Origin of the sequence: Pseudobacteroides sp., from assembly GCF_036567765.1 — a bacterium.
Classification (GTDB): domain Bacteria; phylum Bacillota; class Clostridia; order Acetivibrionales; family DSM-2933; genus Pseudobacteroides.
Genome location: NZ_DATCTU010000060.1, coordinates 1 through 19035, shown reverse-complemented (window position 1 = coordinate 19035; position 19035 = coordinate 1). Strand labels below are relative to the sequence as shown.

Genomic DNA, 19035 nt, shown 5'->3' with positions numbered 1-19035 from the left:
AAAACTATATGCAAACTGCCATGCAAGATCAGTAAGTTTTACACTTGTCAAGTAAATCCCCCACCTAAATATCAAACAAATCTCTTAAGTCATCACTGGACAAATTACTTATAAAGGTCTCTCCAGGCTTTATGATACTTTCTATCAGATCCTTTTTCCTATCCTGCAGCCGAGCTATTTTTTCTTCAATTGTTCCGGCGGTAAGCAGCTTGTATACATTAACAACATTCTTCTGCCCCATTCTATGGGCCCTGTCACTGGCCTGGTTTTCAACCGCCGGATTCCACCATGGGTCAAAATGTATTACAATATCTGCTTTGGTAAGATTAATTCCGGTACCGCCAGCCTTAAGAGATATTAGAAATACAGCTTCTATATCACTATTAAAATTATCAATTTCCATCACTCTTTCATGAGGAGTCATGGTACCGTCAAGATAATAATGGTTGATATTGTTTTTTATAAGCTCATTTCTCAATATTTTAAGCAGCTTTGTAAACTGTGAAAACAAAAGCACGCTGTGCCCTGAGCCTATGGATTCGGCAATAAGCTCCAGGGCCTGATCCAGCTTGCCGCTCCCGCCCTTGTAATCATCCAAAAAAGTGCCTGGATGGGCACATATTTGCCTGAGCCTTGTCAGAGCAGCCAATATTTCAAGCCTGTTATTTTCTATACCCGTATCTTGAATTTTTGACTTCAGCTCATTCTTCACCTGTTTATAATAAGCCACATAAAGTTTCTTTTGCTCTTTAGCCATTTCGGAAAAATATTGAGACTCAAGTTTTTCTGGCAACTCCTTCAAAACATCCTTCTTAAGCCTTCGCAGTATAAATGGCTTTACAAGATTTGAAAGCTCCTCTTCCTTTTTCTTATCATTACCATATGTGATGGGTTCCTCATATATAGAGGTAAATTCACTTCTGCTTAAAAGATATCCCGGCATTATAAAGTCAAATATGGACCATATTTCGCTCAACCTGTTTTCAATAGGTGTACCGGTCATGGCAAACCTGCAGTTCGCATTCAATTCCTTTACACTGCCCGCATTTAATGTCAGTGGGTTTTTTATGTTCTGTGCTTCATCAAGAAACACATACTGAAATTTTATTTTTTTATAATCCTCAATATCATTTTTTAATGCCCCGTATGACGTGACGCCCAGGTCATAATCCTTCAATGCCATGATTTGCAGCGTTCTTCTTTCTTTTGTCCCGTTGATAACTGTAACCTTTAAATCAGGTGTAAACTTTTCCGCTTCAATCTTCCAATTATATACAACAGAAGTCGGTGCCACAACTATTGAAGGCAAATCCCTATTCTTCTCAGCTGACATAAAGGCTAGAACCTGAAGGGTCTTGCCAAGGCCCATATCATCTGCGAGAATTCCCCCAAAGGAATAAGATGCCATAGCCCTGAGCCATTGTACTCCTGTAGCCTGATAATCCCTCAAAACTCCTTTTAATCTATCATTAAAGAGTATCTCACTATCCATATGTTTTGACAGGTTGTTAATATAGCTTCTGAGCGTTGAATCCATCTCCACATCTTCCATGCCGTTTTTCTTTAGATAATTGTCAATATAAAGGCATTTATTTGAAGGCATCTCAATAATTCCATCCTTTATATTTCCTTTATCAATGCCAAGCCCCTTTATAAGTTCTGCAAATTTGCTGCTTTCAACGCTTGCAAGGTTTATTATTGAGCCATTCTTCAGCCTGTAATACTTTTTGCCGTTTTTAATGCTTTCTAAAAGCCCAATCAACTCATCATCGCTTATATTTTCCAGGTTTATGTTCATATGAATAATGGACTCGTCTCCTGAAAGTGAAAGCCCAAAGATACTTACATTCCTCACATGCAGCTTCTTAAAATCTTCAGAATAATATACCTGGCATATTTTTTTAAGACTTTGTAAATTATCCGTTAAAAGCAAAATTATCCTTTCCACATCATCCAAAATATAAAGCTTCCCCTGTTCTTTAAATCCATAGCCTTTAAGGGCATTCTCTACTTCCCTTTCAGCATCCGGCTCCCTTATACTTTTATCCTTGCCAATTTCATTCAATGGATTTATTACCTTTTCTCCATAGCAATGTTCTATCTTTGACACTATTCCTTTTGCTGCAATATCAAAATAAGCCTTTGATACAAGGCTGTTTTTATTTAAATCCTCCAGAAATTCCTTATCAATGGAAATGTCCAAGTCATTCCTGTATTTATCATAAAAATTCTTTTTAAAAATCTTCCTATCTTCATTACTTATTTTAAGACTGACAACACATTCATTGTTTTTATACCCGTATATGCTTTTAAGAACCTCCCTGCTGCTTTTTTGAGGCCTTGCCACCATGCCGGTAACTTTGGAAAATATATACCTGTAGTTGACGGTAACTGGTTCAAAGTCTCCGATATCGCTATAATCTAAACTCATTACAGCAAAATCAGATTCTTTGTCTATAGAAATTTTTATGCCAAATTTGTCGGAAAAATATATTTTTTGGGAATTTCTATGATAGACTATGCTTTCTCTTTTATCCCATAAAAAGTCCAGCAGGCTTTCCATTTCATATTCATAAAAAACCAAATCTCCGGTATGAAGCTCTTCTTTTTCCCTATCAATTCCGTTTCCCAAATGTTTTCTGCGTGTCCAAAGAGTGGATAGAAAATCCATAATATCTTTTCCTACCATGTCAAAAGCCATCTTATCCGGCTCAAAAATAAAACTCTTCCCAAAATGATAAGGCCTAAATGCTGACAAAGCTTCAAGAAACTGTCCTACATTATTTATCTTATAAACCTTGTCCATGCCAATATAAAGAGACAACTTAAAAAAGCCTGTTTCCTCGCATGGAGAAAAGCAGCATTCCAGCTTTATGGGAATTTTGCCGTAAGCTGCATTTAATCCCTTTCCAAATGAAGTCTTTCTAAAATCTATAATATTTTTATCCATATATAAACACCATACACTTACCAATTATCAATTAGCCAGCTCAAACCTTGATTTATCCTCAATCCTAAACATGGAAGCGATAAGCACCTCATCTTCTTCCTCAACTACATCTTTTTTTATGGTTTTAATCTCCACATATTCATCCTCTTTTCCAACTTCCCTCTCAATATTCAATGAATAAATAAGATTAAACCTGTCGAAAATGGAATGTTCCTTTAAATCTGTAAGACAAATCAGCTGTGTGTTATATTTCCTTGAAATCTCAAATAATGGCTTCAAAAGATGCTCCGATGTTATAGGCCCAAAAGGGTTGTCCATTATAAGAACTTTACTATCGGTACTTGCTCCCATTATATTATTGCCCCTCATATAAGTAAGCAAAGAAATAAATACCACAAAAGCACTTACAAACTTCTCTCCCCCTGAATTTTCTTCTATAACTTGCTTCCATGTTTTTTTCTTAAGCTTGTTAGGCTCAATTTTCATAAGAATTATTTCGATCTTTTTGATACCCACAAGCCTATCAAAAAGATCATAGGTAGCTATCTCATTTGTCAAAAGACCATCCATAGGTTTCCCCTGCTTGTACAGGCTCACACAATTCCTTATGGTGTTTTTAATGTATTCCTTCAAGGAAATAGTTTCCAGCGTGTCTTTTTCTGGCAGGTTTATTATGAGCATCTTGACCCTTTTCCCATCCAGCTCAATGGTAGAATTTCGGTCTATACTGTTCATTTCATCATATACATTTAAGAGATAGCTTAATGTATTATCTATGATACAGTTTTCCATACTATCGATCTTTTTTAAATCTATTGAATGCTGCATAAGCTTTCTGTCAATCTGCATATAAACCCTGTTAAATGCGTTTAAAGCTAGTTGGGGCTGATACCTCTTATTACCGTCTAATATAGAACCAAAGAGGTTTTTAAATACATCTGCTTTGCCCGAAAATTCCAATTCAATGTCGTTGTAGAGACCCACAAGCATATTTTTATGGTCATAAATAGCAGCTTCAATGTCTTTGAATTCTTTCACAAGGCCTTTTACATTCTCCTCCAGTTTTCCTTCAATGGGTATTATATCTGTCACCTTTGAAGCAAATCCTGCATACTCTTCCAAAGAATACCTCAGCCGTTCAACACTGCCAAGAGAAGCTTTTATAAGTGCAAGCTCCTTTTCCATAATCTTTATGTTTTCCCTTAAAGCCTTCTTCTCTCCGTCATAATCAAGCTTTCTTATTTCATCGGGGTTTTTAGGCTTGTCATACCCGCACCTTTGATGTATGTTCTTCATCATATATTTGAGGTCGGAATTTAACTCTGCAATCTTAAACTGGAGTTGGTTCTTTTCAAGGGACAATTCTTCTATTTTAGATAATACTGATGCAATTTCTTCTTGAATCCGGCTGTACTCATCCCTGCTAAATTCCATTCCCATATAAGATTCCTCAGCAATGCCATACTCCTTGATCTTATGGAGTTTATCCTTCTTTTGTTCCCTATAATCCTCAATTATATCCATGAGGTTATGGATTTTACCGCCCATTTGGGACGAGAGAGCCGCACGTTTGGCTTCAAGGTTTTCTATAGCTTCATCTAACATTTTACCTGCTTTTGCTTCAGTGTATTTGCTAAGATTTGATTTTTCCTTCTCCAGCATCAAACCAAGGTTTGAAACCTTTAAACTTCCGGCATTGATGCTTTCCCTAATTTTGAAAACCTGGTTCTCCAATGCATCATGATTTGCCAAAAGATTTTTCCTGTCTTTCTCTTTTTGCCCTTTGTTTTCCAAATCATGATAATAACCTTCCAGCCTTCTTAAAAAGCCCTCTATGTCTTGCCTCTTCTTAATGATATCCGCCTTTTCTTTTTCCAGCTCGCCCAGCTTTTCGCCATTCAATCTGCCTTCTTCTTTCAGATAGGTTATTTCCTTTTCAGCATCAGTAATTTCCACAAGATTCCGTACCATAGCTTCATTAATGTTCTTCATGTCTTTCAAAAACTTATCAGTGCCATCCCGAGTATATGAAAAACCCTCCACATTTAGTATAGCAATTTCCGTGTTCTTAACAGCACTTCTTACATTCATTAGAATTTCATTGTTTTTATTAATCTTTATGTTAATTTCATCAATCGCTTCTTTTAAATAATTTTTATTCAGAATCCTGTCATCAAAGGCAATTAGAAAATTCAGATCACATAAACAATGTATATTATTACCAGACTTTATATCCAGCACATTCTCCAGCTTTTCCCTTACCAATATTGGCACTACTGAAGTAAGCATTGCTTTAACTTCTAGTTCCTGTATTCTTTCCAAATCCTTTTTTGAAACAATCAGTGAGTATGGAAGAAATGGATTGTTTTTAACAAGCTTTATTTTAGCATTTTTATTTTCTGTTAATCCCTTTAGCCATTCAAATCCAAATTCTACAAATATGTTGCTTTCATCAAATATCTTTTTGATTTCATCTGCCAGATCAAAAACCTTTCCGGTTTCATACATTGAAAGCTGCTTTTTAAGAATGGAGTTTTCAAGGTTTATATCGTTTATTATCTTGTGATATTTTTCCAAATCCGATCCAAGAACGGATAATATCCTCTCCTTGTCGAATATACTCTCTTCTCCAAGCTCATAAGCCCTTAAAACCTGTAAAAGCTTAGACTTTTCGCTCTCAAAAGCATCTATTTCTCCTTGTTTCTTGCTCTTTTCAACTGCCAAAAGAGTATTTTTATCACGTAAATCCTTTGATCTATTATCCAATTCATCCAGCTTTTCGATATCACTATGACTTTTCTCTCTAAGCTTACTTAAATAATCTGCAATATTATTTTCCTCAACTGAAAGTCTTTCCAACAACTCACTAAGACTTTCCTTGTCATACCCTCCATTGATTGTATTTTTTACAGGATTAAAATCAGGGTATGATGATTTTATAACAGCCTCAGCTTCTTCAACAACAGCTATTCTTCCTCTTATACTTATTAGTGCATCATCTATTGAGGATATTTCCCTTTTTATCCTAACAATTTCCTCATTTGTTTCGGACATTTTGGATTTTTCATTTGCAATACTGAATTTTTGAGCCTCAAGGGTTTTTTCAAGGTACGAAACCTTCTCTTTATATTTTTCCTTCAGGGAGTACTCAATATCACACAGCATACTTTTTACATCTTCCTGCTTCAAGCTTTCTTTTTCCAATTCAGTTTGAAACTTGGATATTTTTGTATTGAGGTTTTTTATTTCATCACTAAGCTTTATGCAATCCAAAGTATTTTTGCTTTTCTCAAGCCTGGATTTTTCATCGCCAAGTACAGAAATTCCCTTTTCAAGCTCCTCTGTTCTTTCCTTTTGCTTATCCAATAAATCCGTCGTTTCATGATATTCTGAAGACAGCTTTTCATATTCCAGCTCTATTATCTTACCATCCGTATTTTTGACGGCTTCAGAAATCTCGTTTCTTTTTTGTTCCAAAACTTTGGTTTCTCTTTCTGTGAACAAATAGGCATTGCCCAGATCATGATTCACATTTTCAGACTTCTGGGTTAATTGGCGTAAATTGTCAAGACTTTCAATCAGCCTTCTTGCCTTCACTTTAAAGTCCTCAAACACTTCCTTTTCCCTTATCATATCCTCATTTTTCACCAATTGCTCCGCATGATTTTTAATGAGTTCTTTGATATTCTCAATAGAATTACTGTTCTTATTAAGCTGTTCTTCAATAGTCGGAATAAACCATTTCTTAATAAGCAACCCGTTTGTCTTGCAGTCATTGAAGAATGAGTTCAGCCCTGCTTCAGATTCATTGATTTTAACCATCAGGTTTTTCCATTCCAGTTGGTTGATTTTATAGTTTAACAGCCTTCTGGCATATTCCTTTTTATCATCAGGCAAATCCCACCTGAACAGCCACACATCATTGCCTTCCTTTTCTGCATTGGAAAGGTTTTTTATAACCTTATCAAATTCCAGTAGCTTGACAAACCCTCTGTTTTCCTCTAAAAGTTCAATATTTTTAATATCAAAGCTGCTATGGGATTCGTACTCAGATATAAAAGTAACAACTTTTATATTTTCGCCTTCATCTTCGTCGGTGCCTCTGCCGAGAATCCTTTTTATTCCTATGCCTGTAAGCACTTTCTTAGGGCTGTCGTCAATTATCCACTCTATCATTATATAAACAGGTGCCTTTGAGTTTGAAAAATAACTTTTAAACAGCCTGTCCTTAAGCCTTTGCTTTGGAATAATAGGCTGCATCATCATCTGGACAAGAACTGTTTTGCCGCCTCCGTTCTGCAGGTTTAATAGAGTATCCTCACCCTTGAAGAAATCAAATGTCTGGTCATAGATATGCCTGTTGTCATTATATGTGAAATTTATAAATCTTATCTTTGAAATCCTTGCCATCAGTACATTCCAAACCTTTCTAAAATCTATTTATTCATAATTATAAAGCAAAACCATACATTATTCGTTTCCTAAAATCCTATTAATTACTTCCAGCCTTGAGCCATCAAGAAAATTGTATGTCATAAGGTTGGTAAACTTGTTTGTAGGCCTTATATCATCCTCAACAGCATCAAATATCAAAAGCCCATGCTTTCCCAAAAATCCGCACACACTTCTTATATAACCATATTTTGTTTTCCTTTTTCCAGCTTCATCAAGTTGGAGAGCATCCCAGTGCTCGTACAGAGCCGTTATATTAAGTGAAGCCTCCTCCTGCTCCTTCGCAATATTCTTCTTGGAGTTTGCATACCTGAGCCTTGATGTTACAACCTCTTCAAGCTCCGAAACCCTTATAAAATCTCTGGATTTTACAAAGCTGCCCTTTCCGCTGAAAAATACGGTAATTATTATAATGATTATATACTGGGACAAATAAAAGTCAATCTTTCTTGCATCATAGCTAATAGCCTTCTGTAAATCCATGTCTCTTATACCAATCACATCATTCTCTTCATCGGGTAATAGATAAACCACCTGGTTGTACTTCTCTATGGTTACATTGCTTTCTCTGGCCATTATATCAAGAAGCCCTCTTACTTCACTGTCTGAATAATCAATGTATAAATCCCTGTTATTTTCAAATGTAAGCTCTCCTTCCTTCAGGAGAAAATAATATATTCTCATTGCCTTTTCAAGATTCAACTCATTCAATTGCCATTCACCTCAACCTTAAACAATAAATCAGGACAATTAAGCCCTGTTACACTTTCTTCCGAAAATAATCCTTCATCTCTCAAAGCTGGAAGCTTTTGAGGCACGAAAACCGACTCTTTCCTAGAAAGGAGTATTTTGAAGTTTTTTATGGTGTTATATACCGTATTTCTACTTATCAGCTCAAGAACGCAATATTTTATATCAAATGCCTCGGATGGATTGAAAACAGTCTTTTCCTTCTGCTTCATTATTGTGGTAAAGTCTATTTCCTTAATACTTGTAAGCTGCAAAAGCACATTGGTCAGAATTTTAAGATCAGGGACAAACTTGGCATAATCCTCGTGAAGCTCTTTAACAAGGTGGGAAAGTGATATCTCATTATCCTTACTCAACATGGCATTTTTGCATATAATCTCAAATATATCCACATACATCTCATTTATTTTACGTATCTTGATCTCATTTTCACTTTCGAACCTGTTAAACTGCCGATCCGTCATAAGATATGAGCTGGTTTCATAGTTTTCGTCCAATGCTGAAATTCTCTGCTCCTTAAGTGCTTTTTTAATGTTGAAAATCTTATCCAAACCGGGTTTAAAAAGAGGCCTTAAAATTTTAACTATCGGTAATGCCAGCTCAGGGTTTTCTTCAAACTTCTTAACAACATGCTCCTCAAAATCAAGCCTGTTTTCAAAGCCGATAAACAGTATATTATCAACTGCCTCATTGTATATTTTTTGCAGCTCCTGCTGTTTTAACAGGAGGTTGGACTGCTCACCAATCATATATTTGAGCTTACTCTTAATATAAGCTATATTTTCAATTTCCTTGTCAACTGCATCCCTGTTAATGGCAAATGAGTTGCTCTCCAAAATAGAGGCCTCAACCTTGCCAATCAACTCATAAAGGTTGTCATATCCTTCTTTCTGCTCGTTTATAGCAGAAAAAGTGCTGTTATAAATACTTTCATACTCATCAATCCCAGCATTTCCTATATCTTCCTTAACTCTTTTTATAAAATAGTTTATTCTCTGTATCTGGGTCTTACTGATATTAAATAAGCTATCTACATTATTTCTGGCACCGTTGAAGTTCCTTTTTTTAATGGAAAGACCAAGCTTGAACTGCTCAATGGAAACCTTCATTGCATCTTCAATTTCCAATGTATTGAACATAAACTTGTATCCCTGAGGTGTCATATAATATGAGTAAACTACTTCATTCCCAACCATAACCCTTTTATCATCAATCAGCTTTACATTTATTTTTTCTTCTTTATTCTTCTGGAAATCATATGTGGTAAAATAGTGAGGTATGCCGCTATTTTGCAGGCAATCCTTGATAAGATAGTCTGCTATATTTAAATATTCCTCATCAGGAATGTTTTTCTTTAAAAAGTCTATGTCCAGCCTTCTTATATAACCTGCCACTTCATTTTTAGAACAAACTTCCTCAACCAACGACTTCTCCATAATGAAGCATAAAACCAGCATTACCAGATTTATTGCTTCCGAACCGTCAAACTCATAGTTTCTGAATTTGATTTTTCTTGATACCCTCGTTGTGATAAAATCCACTATGGCAACAATCTCAGCTCGTCTGTGGAAGTCTTTTAAGAATTCGTAAACCAAATTACCCCTGCTTTCATTAAATATATATAATAAGGAATTAACTATGTACATTATACTATTATGATTAATAATTTCAATGGAAAACTTAATTTCATATCAAACAGCACTTATCTTGATCACTTTATAATTTAACAAAGTACCTTCACTGTCTGCATTATGATACCAGCGGAAAAGCAATGCTCTCCAAATTATATTCTTTTGCTAATGAAAGTTAATTTTTATGGCAATCGGCAAGCAGCCTCTCCTCATCGTCATTTCCGCCATGCCGGACAGGACCTACAGCATGTATAATATATTTTGCAGGCAACTTATATCCTTTTGTTATCTTTGCTTGTCCGACCTCACAACCGCTAAGCGTTTGGCACTCAGCTAGTGGTCCGGCAGCTCTATGGATTGCCCCGTCAGCACCTCACTTTCAAATTTTATCATCCAATCCAGTATTACTGTATTATAATAAATCTTTTTATTTGAAAAAACAAATAAAAGCCATCATTTAGTTAGCTTTTTAATTATTATTTATAACCTGAATTTTAACGGTAATGATCTGTAATCTGTCCCTTTATTACTCCTAACTCAGATATGTAACAACATTCTGATCAAATAATAAGCAATAGGTAAAAATACCGCCGGAAGCATGTTAGCCACCTTGATGCTGCGTATCTCCAAAATATTTAAACCAATGCCTAAAATAAGAATATTTCCGACTAGGGACATCTGATTTATTACCTCGGGGGTCAAAAGGGGTTTTAAATATCCTGCAAGAAGCGTAATTGAACCCTGGTAAAGAAGTACCGGTATCGCTGAGAAAAGAACACCTACTCCCATTGTTGCACTAAAAATAAAAGCACTTATACAATCCAGTATTGACTTAGCATAAATTGTATTGGTATTTCCATTAAGGCCTTCCTCCAGAGATCCTACAATTGCCATTGCACCTACACAAAACAAGAGGGTTGTAGTTACAAAACCTTCAGAAAAATTGCCTCCCGAACCCGGAAGCTTCTTTTGGATAAACTCCGCAAACCTGTTTAATCTCTGTTCAATACCTATCGCCTCTCCTATTATGGAACCCACAACAAGACAAATTATCATGACCATTATATCCTTACTCTCAAGTTTACCATCGGATGCAACCCTAAAAACCGCAGAAAGAGTGCCCGATAGTCCTATTATAATAACAGACAACCCTAATGCCTGCATGATAATTGACTTAAATCTTTCGGATAATTTGCCTTTTATAAGCATCCCTAGCAAAGCACCACCTATTATTACAACTGCATTTACTACACTTCCTTGAACTGGCATGATCTCCTCCTAAAGTATAAATTATTGGCAATAGCACCCAATTTATTAGAGCTTCGAAATTATTACAGAAAAATAGTACCAATTTATCTGGCACTATTTTTCTGATCTTATATTTGAACAAAATATATTTAAGCATTTCTGCCTTATAGACTATCACCAAAATCATCTCTGAACTTTGCAACAAGTTTAGCCTGCCAATCTGAAACAGCAGTTAATTTACCGAAGAAGAAACGCAACACCTTAGGCTCCTCTACAAAAGATATTCCCCCGATTAACTTACGGTTTTCATAAAGCCATTTAATACGGTCTACAGCATAATTTACCTGTGAAAGGGTAAATACACGTCTGGGCATTGCCAAACGCAGCAGTTCCATATTGGCAAAATGCTCATTTCCGTTTTCATCCCTTTGTTCAGATATGGTTCCTCTTTCCATGCCACGTATACCGCTTACAATGTATAATGCTGATGCAAGTGCACCTGCTGGATACTGGCTTTGCGGAATATGGTCAACAAACTCGCTGGCATTGAGATGACAACCCAAGCCGCCTGGAGGTGTGACAACAGGAACACCGCTTTCCTTCAGCTTTTCACACATGTAAGCAATAAATTGAGGTCCCTGGCTGATCATATTCTCATCCATAGTTTCATCAAGTCCGACGGCGATTGCTTCTATCTCGCGCACAGACATTCCGCCATATGTTAGAAAGCCTTCGTAAAGTGTTATGAGCTCTCGGAGCTTCATATATATATCCCTGTTTCTGGTACAAATGCCGCCGCCGCGAGCACATCCAAGTTTTCGTGCAGAAAAGTAAATGATATCCGAAAGGTCTGCTATAGCACGGGTAATATCCCGGATGCTCATATCCTTGCACTTTTCTTCACGGGACTTGATGAAATAAAGGTTATCTGCCAGAAGGCTTGCATCCAATACAAGCATAAGACCAAATTCATCACACACTTTTCGAATTTCTTGCATATTCTCAAGTGAGTGTGGTTGACCGCCAACTAGATTAGTGCCTGTTTCCATACGAACAAAAGCAATTTTTTCAGCACCATACTTAGAAATAAGCCCTCTTAGCTTTGCAATGTCCATATTACCTTTAAATGGGTATGTACTGGTAGTATTTAACCCTTCATCAATGATTATCTCTTCAACTGAACCGCCATTTAATGTTATATGGGCTTTAGTTGTTGTAAAGTGATAATTCATAGGGATAATGTCTCCTGGCTTCACATATGCCTTAGAAAGAATGTTTTCACATGCTCTTCCTTGGTGGGCCGGCAAAAAATATTCCATCCCGAAAATTTCTTTTATTCTATCTTCGAGCTTTGTAAAGGTTGCAGAACCCGCATAACTATCGTCAGATTCCATCATAGCTGCAAGCTGCTTGTCACTCATTGCATTTACCCCGCTATCAGTGAGCATGTCCAAAAAAATGTCACAGTTTTTTAATAAAAACGTGTTGTTCCCTGCCTCGCTAATAGCTTCAAGTCGACGTTCAATTGGGACAAGGTTTAACTTTTGCACTATCCTTACCTTATGCATTTCCAAAGGCACTTTGTCTCCATAAAAAAATTTAACTTCCGCCATACATTAATCACACCCCTGTTTTATAATAATTTTTCAGACAGGCATTATAGGATAGTGCGGTTTAGGAACCAACCACAAAATACAAAATACCCTTTTTACAGGGTATTTTGAAAGAAAAGTTCTTAATTGGACCTTGTAAGCTTTATTTGCATAATTGCACGAATTTCAAAACAATCTCAATCCTGCAAAATTGGCTTGCAATTAATATGAAACTTTACTTAATAATAGTATTTTTCTACTATAATACCATGCTACTAATAATATTTTATGACTAAGATATAAAATATTCAATAATTATTTTACAGAAAGCATAAATATATTACTGATATAATGTTTTAAAATAATATATTATAATGTATTGAAAAGCAATGATTGTTTCCCTTCATAAAATAATATTGCTTTGAATGGTATTGACAAATGGATCGAATTATCTAATACTAGAAAACGAATGAAACAAGAGACGAGGTGTGAGATGAGGATAAGATTAGCAACCATGGAAGACTTGAATGCAATTACCAAAGTAGAAGCCATCTGCTTCCCACAAGCAGAAGCAGCAACAAAAGAATCCTTTCGCAAGAGGCTTGAAATATTTCCGAATCACTTCTGGCTCTTAGAAGATAAGGGACAAATCGTCAGTATTGTCAATGGGATGGCTACAGATCTGGAAATATTACAGGATGCGATGTTTGAAGATGCATCAATGCATGATGAGAATGGTGCATGGCAGATGATCTTTGGAGCTGAGACGGTTCCTAATTATCGCAGACAAGGCTGTATGGAGAGATTGATGAAGCATGTGATTGAAGAAGTTCGATCTCAAGGAAGAAAGGGATTGGTACTGACTTGTAAAGAAGGACTGGTGCATTATTATGAGAAGTTTGGCTTTGTGAGCGAAGGCAAGTCAGAATCATCACATGGCGGAGCTACTTGGTTTAATATGAGGCTGTCATTTTAGCATTAAATAGTAGAGCCTCAGTTCATTTCTTGTTCTCTCTTTTCATCTATTAATATTCATAATTGCATTTTATTTACCAATTCCCGGCAGTCTAAGGCAAGCTTTATTCTCCGGCAGCAATGCTTCAGGTTCTACAAGGACTAAGATATATACTGAATTGAATTTTCTCACAATCTCCTTTGTTTGTTCTATCATTGGAAGTTGGTCTTCACCGACAGGAACAGTTGTTGCTTTAAATGCAGTTATGTCCGCAGTCTGACTTATAGGGTAGGAGAAATTGACTATCAAACATACTTAATTGCTGTAAACATTCCACCCATAGGCTTTTGCATATTATTTGACATATGGTGAGGTATGTGGCAATGAAAAGGCCATATACCAGGGTTATTTGCATAGAATTCAACATCGTAAGTTTCTCCCGATGCAACATTTATTGTATTCTTCACAATGCGGTTCTCAATAGGAATACTGTTACCATCACTTGCCGAAACAATGAATTGATGTCCGTGAATATGTATTGGATGTGCATCATGGCCAATATTCCCAAGTCTTACCCTTACATTTTCACCTATTTTTGTCGTAAGCAGAGTTGTAAATGGAAAACATCGTCCATTCATAGTAAAGAAATTAAAATCGTTATTCATCGGATCAATATCATACACTCCTGGTTTTACTTCACCCATTTTTAGCCCATTTACATGGAATTCCTGCAGCATAATAAAATAGTCTCTGTGAACATATTGATTCTGTGGGTTTGGCTCCAGTATAATGAATGCTCCTCCCAGACCCATCATTTCCTGTTTCACCGAGTAAAAATGTGTATGGTACATGTGTGTACCTGGCGGATTGGTTATTCTGAAATGATAGTCAAAATACTTTCCGGGATCTATCTTAGGCGAAGGCTCGACGTCTGGAACACCATCCATAACATTCGGCACATCTAGTCCGTGCCAATGAATGCTGGTTGGCTCCGGCAGCTTGTTTATTACACGTATATTTACGTAATCTCCAGGATATACCTGTATTGTAGGACCCGGCATGCTTCCATTGTATCCCCATGCATTAATGAATAAACCTGAAAGCATTTCACTTTTAACAGGTTCGGCAACAAGTTCAAAATACTTAACTCCATTATGTAATGTATATGGCAAATCAGGAACATCAGGAGTAATGACCATAGTAACCCCTCCTGTAGTAATTGGTTTATATCAGTATACTGAATCAAAGTTATATATGTTACAAAAGGTATGCTTTACTGTTCACATCATTTACAAAACATACATACTATGTAACATCAATACCAAACATAGGGCATTATTACCACATATGCATTCTGGCACTGACCCACTCATTCATCAAGTACAAATTAAAGGCCTCTCATCAATCATCTATGGCATGCGACCTGCAATCCTTTTCCATTTATCATAGTTAAGTTTGTACTTACCAAAACTTACATAGAAGATTTTCGTAGCTGGCGTCGAAATAAATTATGTAAACTATTTTGTTAAGGAGGAAATGAATAATGCCTTTTAAGAAATTCCTAATATCAAGTGTTTTGAGTATAGGTGTACTTGCTGGAAGTGCAAGCCTTGCGTATGCCCAGGACATCAGCTATAAAATACAGTCAGGAGATACATTCTTTTTAATCAGCCAAAGATACGGAATATCTATGGAAAGCATTATGAAAGCAAATAACGCCACGGCAGGCACAGTCTTATATCCCGGTAAAACCATTACAATACCATTGAATAATCAAACCATCCATACCGTAGCATCAGGAGAAACATACTGGGCTATCAGTAAAAAGTATGGGGTGGATTTTTATAAGCTGCTTTCTGCCAATAACGCTACCGAAAAGTCAATGCTGAATATCGGAGATAAGGTCATCATCCCGTCTACTGCACAAACCTCACAGACAGTAATACATACTGTCCAGGCCGGAGATACCTTCTATATCTTAAGCCAAAAATATAACATGAGCATAACCGAGCTTATGAAGCTAAATGGTGCAAATGAAAATACTGTACTTTATATAGGCCAAAAGCTACAGATTCCACAGTCCTCTACACCATCCCCACAGCCGACACCTTCACCCAGCCCCACACCAACCAAGCCCTATATAACATACACAAGCTATACAATAAAAGCAGGAGATAATTTCTGGAATGTTGCGGATAAATTCGGTATACCTATGTCCGAAGTTCTGACTGCCAATAACATGAGCGAGTCAACAAGGCTAAACATCGGGGATATATTAAAAATACCCGTCCATAACGTTCCTGTAAAATCAACCCCTGGCGAAAAGTACGGAGAATATCTGGACTGGTGGACAGAAGCACAATATGTCGTACCTACCCAGGGCGTTATTGAAATCGTTGATTTTTATACCGGAAAGTCCTTCTTTGCAAAGCGAACAACAGGTTCCAACCACGCAGACGTTGAAACACTCACACTTTCCGATACTCAAAAAATGAAAGAAATTTGGGGTGGTAGTTTTAGTTGGACAAGGCGTCCTGTTATCGTCAAAATTAACGGAAGAAAAATCGCTGCAAGTGCGTCCAGTATGCCCCATGCAGGAAATGATAAGGTAGCTGGCGGTGTGTATACCACCTGGAGAAGTGATGACTACCCACCAGGCTACAACCTGGATTGGGTAAAGGGCAACGGTATAGACGGGGTTTTTGATATTCATTTTGCAAACAGCACAAGGCATAATGACGGTGAAGTAGATGTTAAACATCAGGAAAACATTAAGATTGCAGCAGGATTGAAATAAAGATTTAGCTTAAAGCCCTTTTTTAATCAGTAAGAAGGGGTTTTTGCTATTTTTTAGTTATATTTTATTCCAAGTAATCCTTAGCCTACTTAATTTTTGGGGTGAAAATGAAAGTAGCCACCACTCACAATTAAATGAGTATGGCTACTTTTGTCTAATAACTATAATTTTGATACAATTTAGCGGCTATTTTTGAAATATTGACACCGCTAAAAAGTGTACACCTCGAAGTCACAATTTTTAACCTCATCAAAACAATGGCATAATTTGATATTTATTACCTTAATATCGAAATTAACCTTCGCCTTGTCCAGGGCAGTTCCTTGAGCTCGCATAATTTTTATCAATTGCGTAAAACATGCCATTAGGGGCTAGTTTCATGCTGGTTAATATGAAAAATCTGTTTTACCAAAATTTATGAAAAAAACTTTTTAATTGCATCTACATTGGTAAATCTACCTGTTCCACTATTAGCTAGGGCTTAAGCCCATCGCCTCAATGGCCACAATCTTGTGCCTAACAATTGAGTTAGCACCAACAAAAATTTAATAATCTTTTTCCATCTCAGCCTTGTTTCCATAAAATGAAAGAGTGTGTTAAATACTTTATATCGGACTTAATCACTCTCTTTTAGTAAACACATTTTGTATAACCTTATCAGGGTACAATCGTTTCCTACATTTATGTAATAGAGGATTAAACGGACAAACTTCCACAGTTTATATTATTAGCGAAACGTCAAACAGGCTTAAATACCCGCTTTTGATAATCCTCTTCAATTGTTTAATCTTCCTTCCCCTTGAACATGGAAGGTTTGCCGCCAGAAGTCTCTGCACAGCTTTTACATATTACAGTATCCTTATTGGCACATTTTTCACAGTCAGAAATCATACTTAATACCACCTTTCAATCCTTTTTACTGCAAGTCATTTTTATGTAACGTAAAATCACAGCATCCAATGCCTGGCTCTTTTTAAGAATTTTATCTTGGGATGATGTAAGAATCATTTCATCCAATTCACTTCTCAGTTTTTCCATCTTCCTCCTTATCATCATCTCTTGGTTTTCTGAACTTTCCATCCAATCATACCTCTTTATAAAAATATTAAAACTTGCTCATTAAGCAAATATTATCATAAAACTTGCTCTATAATCAAGTTGTGTTTTATGTTGAAGGGGCCTAGTACGACAGAAAATACTATTATTTCACTTTCATACTGTTTTGTACCTCAAGAAAGGAATGCTATAAAGAATGAAAAAGACAAGAAATCTGATTGGAGATAGAGTAAAACAGGCAAGGAACAATTGCAAACCGAAGATAACGCAGATTGATCTCCTTGCCCGCTTGGAAATTCGGGGGATTGTACTAAACGAAACCGCTATATCAAAAATCGAAGCAAAAACTCGCCCTGTAACCGATATTGAACTGGTAGCAATAGCTGAGTCTCTTGAGGTAACAGTTAATTGGCTGCTGGGTTTAAAGGATGCATCGCAAACTTAAAATACATCTGCATCATCATTTACAATATCATATACAAACCTTAAACACTATTAATCAAAATCAGGATATATCCTATCAATTAATTCTTCAAATGAATTACATACTGGATATAAATTATCCTCTAACCACTCTTCGACTGACTTTTCTTCAAGTTCAAAGTCTGATAGGTCATCTTCTGATCTTGATTGTTCATGATCAATGAATACAATTGATGGCTCTGAGCTTTTTCTATAATCAAATAATAGTAAGTTACCTGCTCCATCTTGGGCAAATGCAAAAATTTTCGACGTGTCTGGAACAGAATCTTTGAATATTTCATTTGTTGCCACAATCACAGGGGTATCAGAATATTTACTTTTATTATACGAAAGCAACCTAAAACTTGCTGATCTACTAGACCAATTTGGAATGTTAATTATTCCACTCTTCCATTCTCCATCTTCATTTTTTACTTCCGGCACACTTGAGTTGTGATTACTCACAATATCAACATACTGTCGTGGAAACGCTATATTCCATAGTTTTTCTACTCCATTAATGATATTTTTATCTACTTTTTCATCTGTACTCCATTTTATTTCTTTAACGCTCATAGTCTACCTCCATTTTTTCGCTATTCTCCTGAACCCGGAATTTTTGAGAAAGTTACTAATTTTTCACACCCCAGACCGGAAAGTGTCATCTGCAAATCCTCAATGCTAATCTTAGGTGTTGTATCTTCCGGGTTTGGAGCCGCATACATTTCAAATATTCCAAATGCATCTGTGAAATCTTTTATATCGATCGCTACCTGTCCATTTACAAAGAATATTTTACTCAGATTAAATGTTTGCTTCTCTTCGCTAATAGTTACGTCAACAGTATTATTATCAGGATTTTCAGTATAAGTTCCTTCCATTTCATAGGCCAACAGCTTAAGGTATGCCTGGTCAGGGCCAAGCTTCTCCTTTATGGGGTCACTTATACATATATAATACTCCCCTGTTCCATTTAAAATATCGCTGTGTTTTACCTCAAATCGATATTTCTGGCCTTTTGTAAGGTTCATACGTATATAAAAATTTTTATCCCACTCATTGTCATCGTTGCTATCGCTTGAGCTTATTAGCATGCCTTTGGCATCAAATATATTTATCTCAGTATCTGTTTCTCCAATACT

The 19035-nt window shown here is 36.3% G+C and carries 13 protein-coding genes and 2 pseudogenes; 3 read left to right on the top strand and 12 right to left on the bottom strand.

Features of this window, described 5'->3' with window-relative positions; translation table 11 throughout:
* Nucleotides 1–64: 64 nt before the first annotated feature.
* From VIO64_RS09180 to VIO64_RS09150, 7 genes and pseudogenes are all read right to left on the bottom strand, one after another.
* A complete protein-coding gene (locus VIO64_RS09180; protein ID WP_331917383.1) occupies nt 65–2950 on the bottom strand; it encodes a DEAD/DEAH box helicase in 2886 nt (961 codons plus the stop codon).
* A 27-nt stretch (nt 2951–2977) separates the two neighbouring features.
* Nucleotides 2978–7360: a hypothetical protein gene (locus VIO64_RS09175; RefSeq protein ID WP_331917381.1), complete on the bottom strand. Its 4383-nt coding sequence runs from the start codon at nt 7358–7360 to the stop codon at nt 2978–2980.
* Nucleotides 7361–7420: 60 nt separating this feature from the next.
* Nucleotides 7421–8113: a DUF6063 family protein gene (locus tag VIO64_RS09170; protein ID WP_331917379.1), complete on the bottom strand. Its 693-nt coding sequence runs from the start codon at nt 8111–8113 to the stop codon at nt 7421–7423.
* Nucleotides 8110–9747 carry a hypothetical protein gene (locus VIO64_RS09165; RefSeq protein ID WP_331917377.1) on the bottom strand — a complete coding sequence of 546 codons (1638 nt, stop codon included), beginning with the start codon at nt 9745–9747 and terminating at the stop codon, nt 8110–8112. The genes VIO64_RS09170 and VIO64_RS09165 overlap by 4 nt, the downstream gene beginning before the upstream one ends.
* Before the next feature lie 214 nt (nt 9748–9961).
* Nucleotides 9962–10156: pseudogene (locus VIO64_RS09160) on the bottom strand (macro domain-containing protein); the annotation flags it as partial.
* A gap of 164 nt (nt 10157–10320) precedes the next feature.
* Nucleotides 10321–11052, bottom strand: a complete 732-nt coding sequence (locus VIO64_RS09155) for a DUF554 domain-containing protein (protein WP_331917375.1) — start codon at nt 11050–11052, stop codon at nt 10321–10323.
* Nucleotides 11053–11195: 143 nt separating this feature from the next.
* Nucleotides 11196–12644 carry a tryptophanase gene (locus tag VIO64_RS09150; protein ID WP_331917373.1) on the bottom strand — a complete coding sequence of 483 codons (1449 nt, stop codon included), beginning with the start codon at nt 12642–12644 and terminating at the stop codon, nt 11196–11198.
* A gap of 472 nt (nt 12645–13116) precedes the next feature.
* Here VIO64_RS09150 and VIO64_RS09145 point away from each other — a divergent pair, with 472 nt between their 5' ends.
* On the top strand, nt 13117–13599 hold the full coding sequence (locus VIO64_RS09145) for a GNAT family N-acetyltransferase (protein ID WP_331917369.1): 483 nt from the start codon (nt 13117–13119) through the stop codon (nt 13597–13599).
* Nucleotides 13600–13680: 81 nt separating this feature from the next.
* Here the strand turns inward: VIO64_RS09145 and VIO64_RS09140 are convergent.
* A pseudogene (locus tag VIO64_RS09140) lies at nt 13681–13869 on the bottom strand (tryptophan--tRNA ligase); the annotation flags it as partial.
* 14 nt (nt 13870–13883) lie between these two features.
* Nucleotides 13884–14777 (bottom strand): copper oxidase, encoded by an 894-nt coding sequence (locus VIO64_RS09135; RefSeq protein WP_331917367.1) that lies wholly within the window; start codon nt 14775–14777, stop codon nt 13884–13886.
* Between the two features lie 344 nt (nt 14778–15121).
* On the opposite strand from VIO64_RS09135, the gene VIO64_RS09130 reads away from it, so the two are divergent.
* Entirely contained in the window at nt 15122–16375 is a 1254-nt protein-coding gene (locus tag VIO64_RS09130) for a LysM peptidoglycan-binding domain-containing protein (protein WP_331917365.1), read from the top strand.
* Nucleotides 16376–17281: 906 nt separating this feature from the next.
* Here VIO64_RS09130 and VIO64_RS09125 read toward each other — a convergent pair.
* Nucleotides 17282–17455 (bottom strand): hypothetical protein, encoded by a 174-nt coding sequence (locus tag VIO64_RS09125; RefSeq protein WP_331917363.1) that lies wholly within the window; start codon nt 17453–17455, stop codon nt 17282–17284.
* A gap of 172 nt (nt 17456–17627) precedes the next feature.
* Between VIO64_RS09125 and VIO64_RS09120 the strand changes: the two genes are divergently transcribed.
* Nucleotides 17628–17876: an XRE family transcriptional regulator gene (locus VIO64_RS09120; protein ID WP_331917361.1), complete on the top strand. Its 249-nt coding sequence runs from the start codon at nt 17628–17630 to the stop codon at nt 17874–17876.
* A gap of 50 nt (nt 17877–17926) precedes the next feature.
* Here the strand turns inward: VIO64_RS09120 and VIO64_RS09115 are convergent, their stop codons facing one another.
* Nucleotides 17927–18469: an SMI1/KNR4 family protein gene (locus tag VIO64_RS09115; protein ID WP_331917359.1), complete on the bottom strand. Its 543-nt coding sequence runs from the start codon at nt 18467–18469 to the stop codon at nt 17927–17929.
* Nucleotides 18470–18489: 20 nt separating this feature from the next.
* A partial coding sequence (locus VIO64_RS09110; RefSeq protein WP_331917357.1) for a hypothetical protein occupies nt 18490–19035 on the bottom strand: 546 nt, incomplete at its 5' end.

What these genes read in the sequence shown, in the direction of transcription:
- VIO64_RS09180 (WP_331917383.1), bottom strand. Translation starts at nt 2,950, where the DNA reads ATGGATAAAAATATTATAGATTTTAGAAAGACTTCATTTGGAAAGGGA.
- VIO64_RS09175 (WP_331917381.1), bottom strand. Translation starts at nt 7,360, where the DNA reads ATGGCAAGGATTTCAAAGATAAGATTTATAAATTTCACATATAATGAC.
- VIO64_RS09155 (WP_331917375.1), bottom strand. Translation starts at nt 11,052, where the DNA reads ATGCCAGTTCAAGGAAGTGTAGTAAATGCAGTTGTAATAATAGGTGGT.
- VIO64_RS09150 (WP_331917373.1), bottom strand. Translation starts at nt 12,644, where the DNA reads ATGGCGGAAGTTAAATTTTTTTATGGAGACAAAGTGCCTTTGGAAATG.
- VIO64_RS09145 (WP_331917369.1), top strand. Translation starts at nt 13,117, where the DNA reads ATGAGGATAAGATTAGCAACCATGGAAGACTTGAATGCAATTACCAAA.
- VIO64_RS09135 (WP_331917367.1), bottom strand. Translation starts at nt 14,777, where the DNA reads ATGGTCATTACTCCTGATGTTCCTGATTTGCCATATACATTACATAAT.
- VIO64_RS09130 (WP_331917365.1), top strand. Translation starts at nt 15,122, where the DNA reads ATGCCTTTTAAGAAATTCCTAATATCAAGTGTTTTGAGTATAGGTGTA.
- VIO64_RS09125 (WP_331917363.1), bottom strand. Translation starts at nt 17,455, where the DNA reads ATGGAAAGTTCAGAAAACCAAGAGATGATGATAAGGAGGAAGATGGAA.
- VIO64_RS09120 (WP_331917361.1), top strand. Translation starts at nt 17,628, where the DNA reads ATGAAAAAGACAAGAAATCTGATTGGAGATAGAGTAAAACAGGCAAGG.
- VIO64_RS09115 (WP_331917359.1), bottom strand. Translation starts at nt 18,469, where the DNA reads ATGAGCGTTAAAGAAATAAAATGGAGTACAGATGAAAAAGTAGATAAA.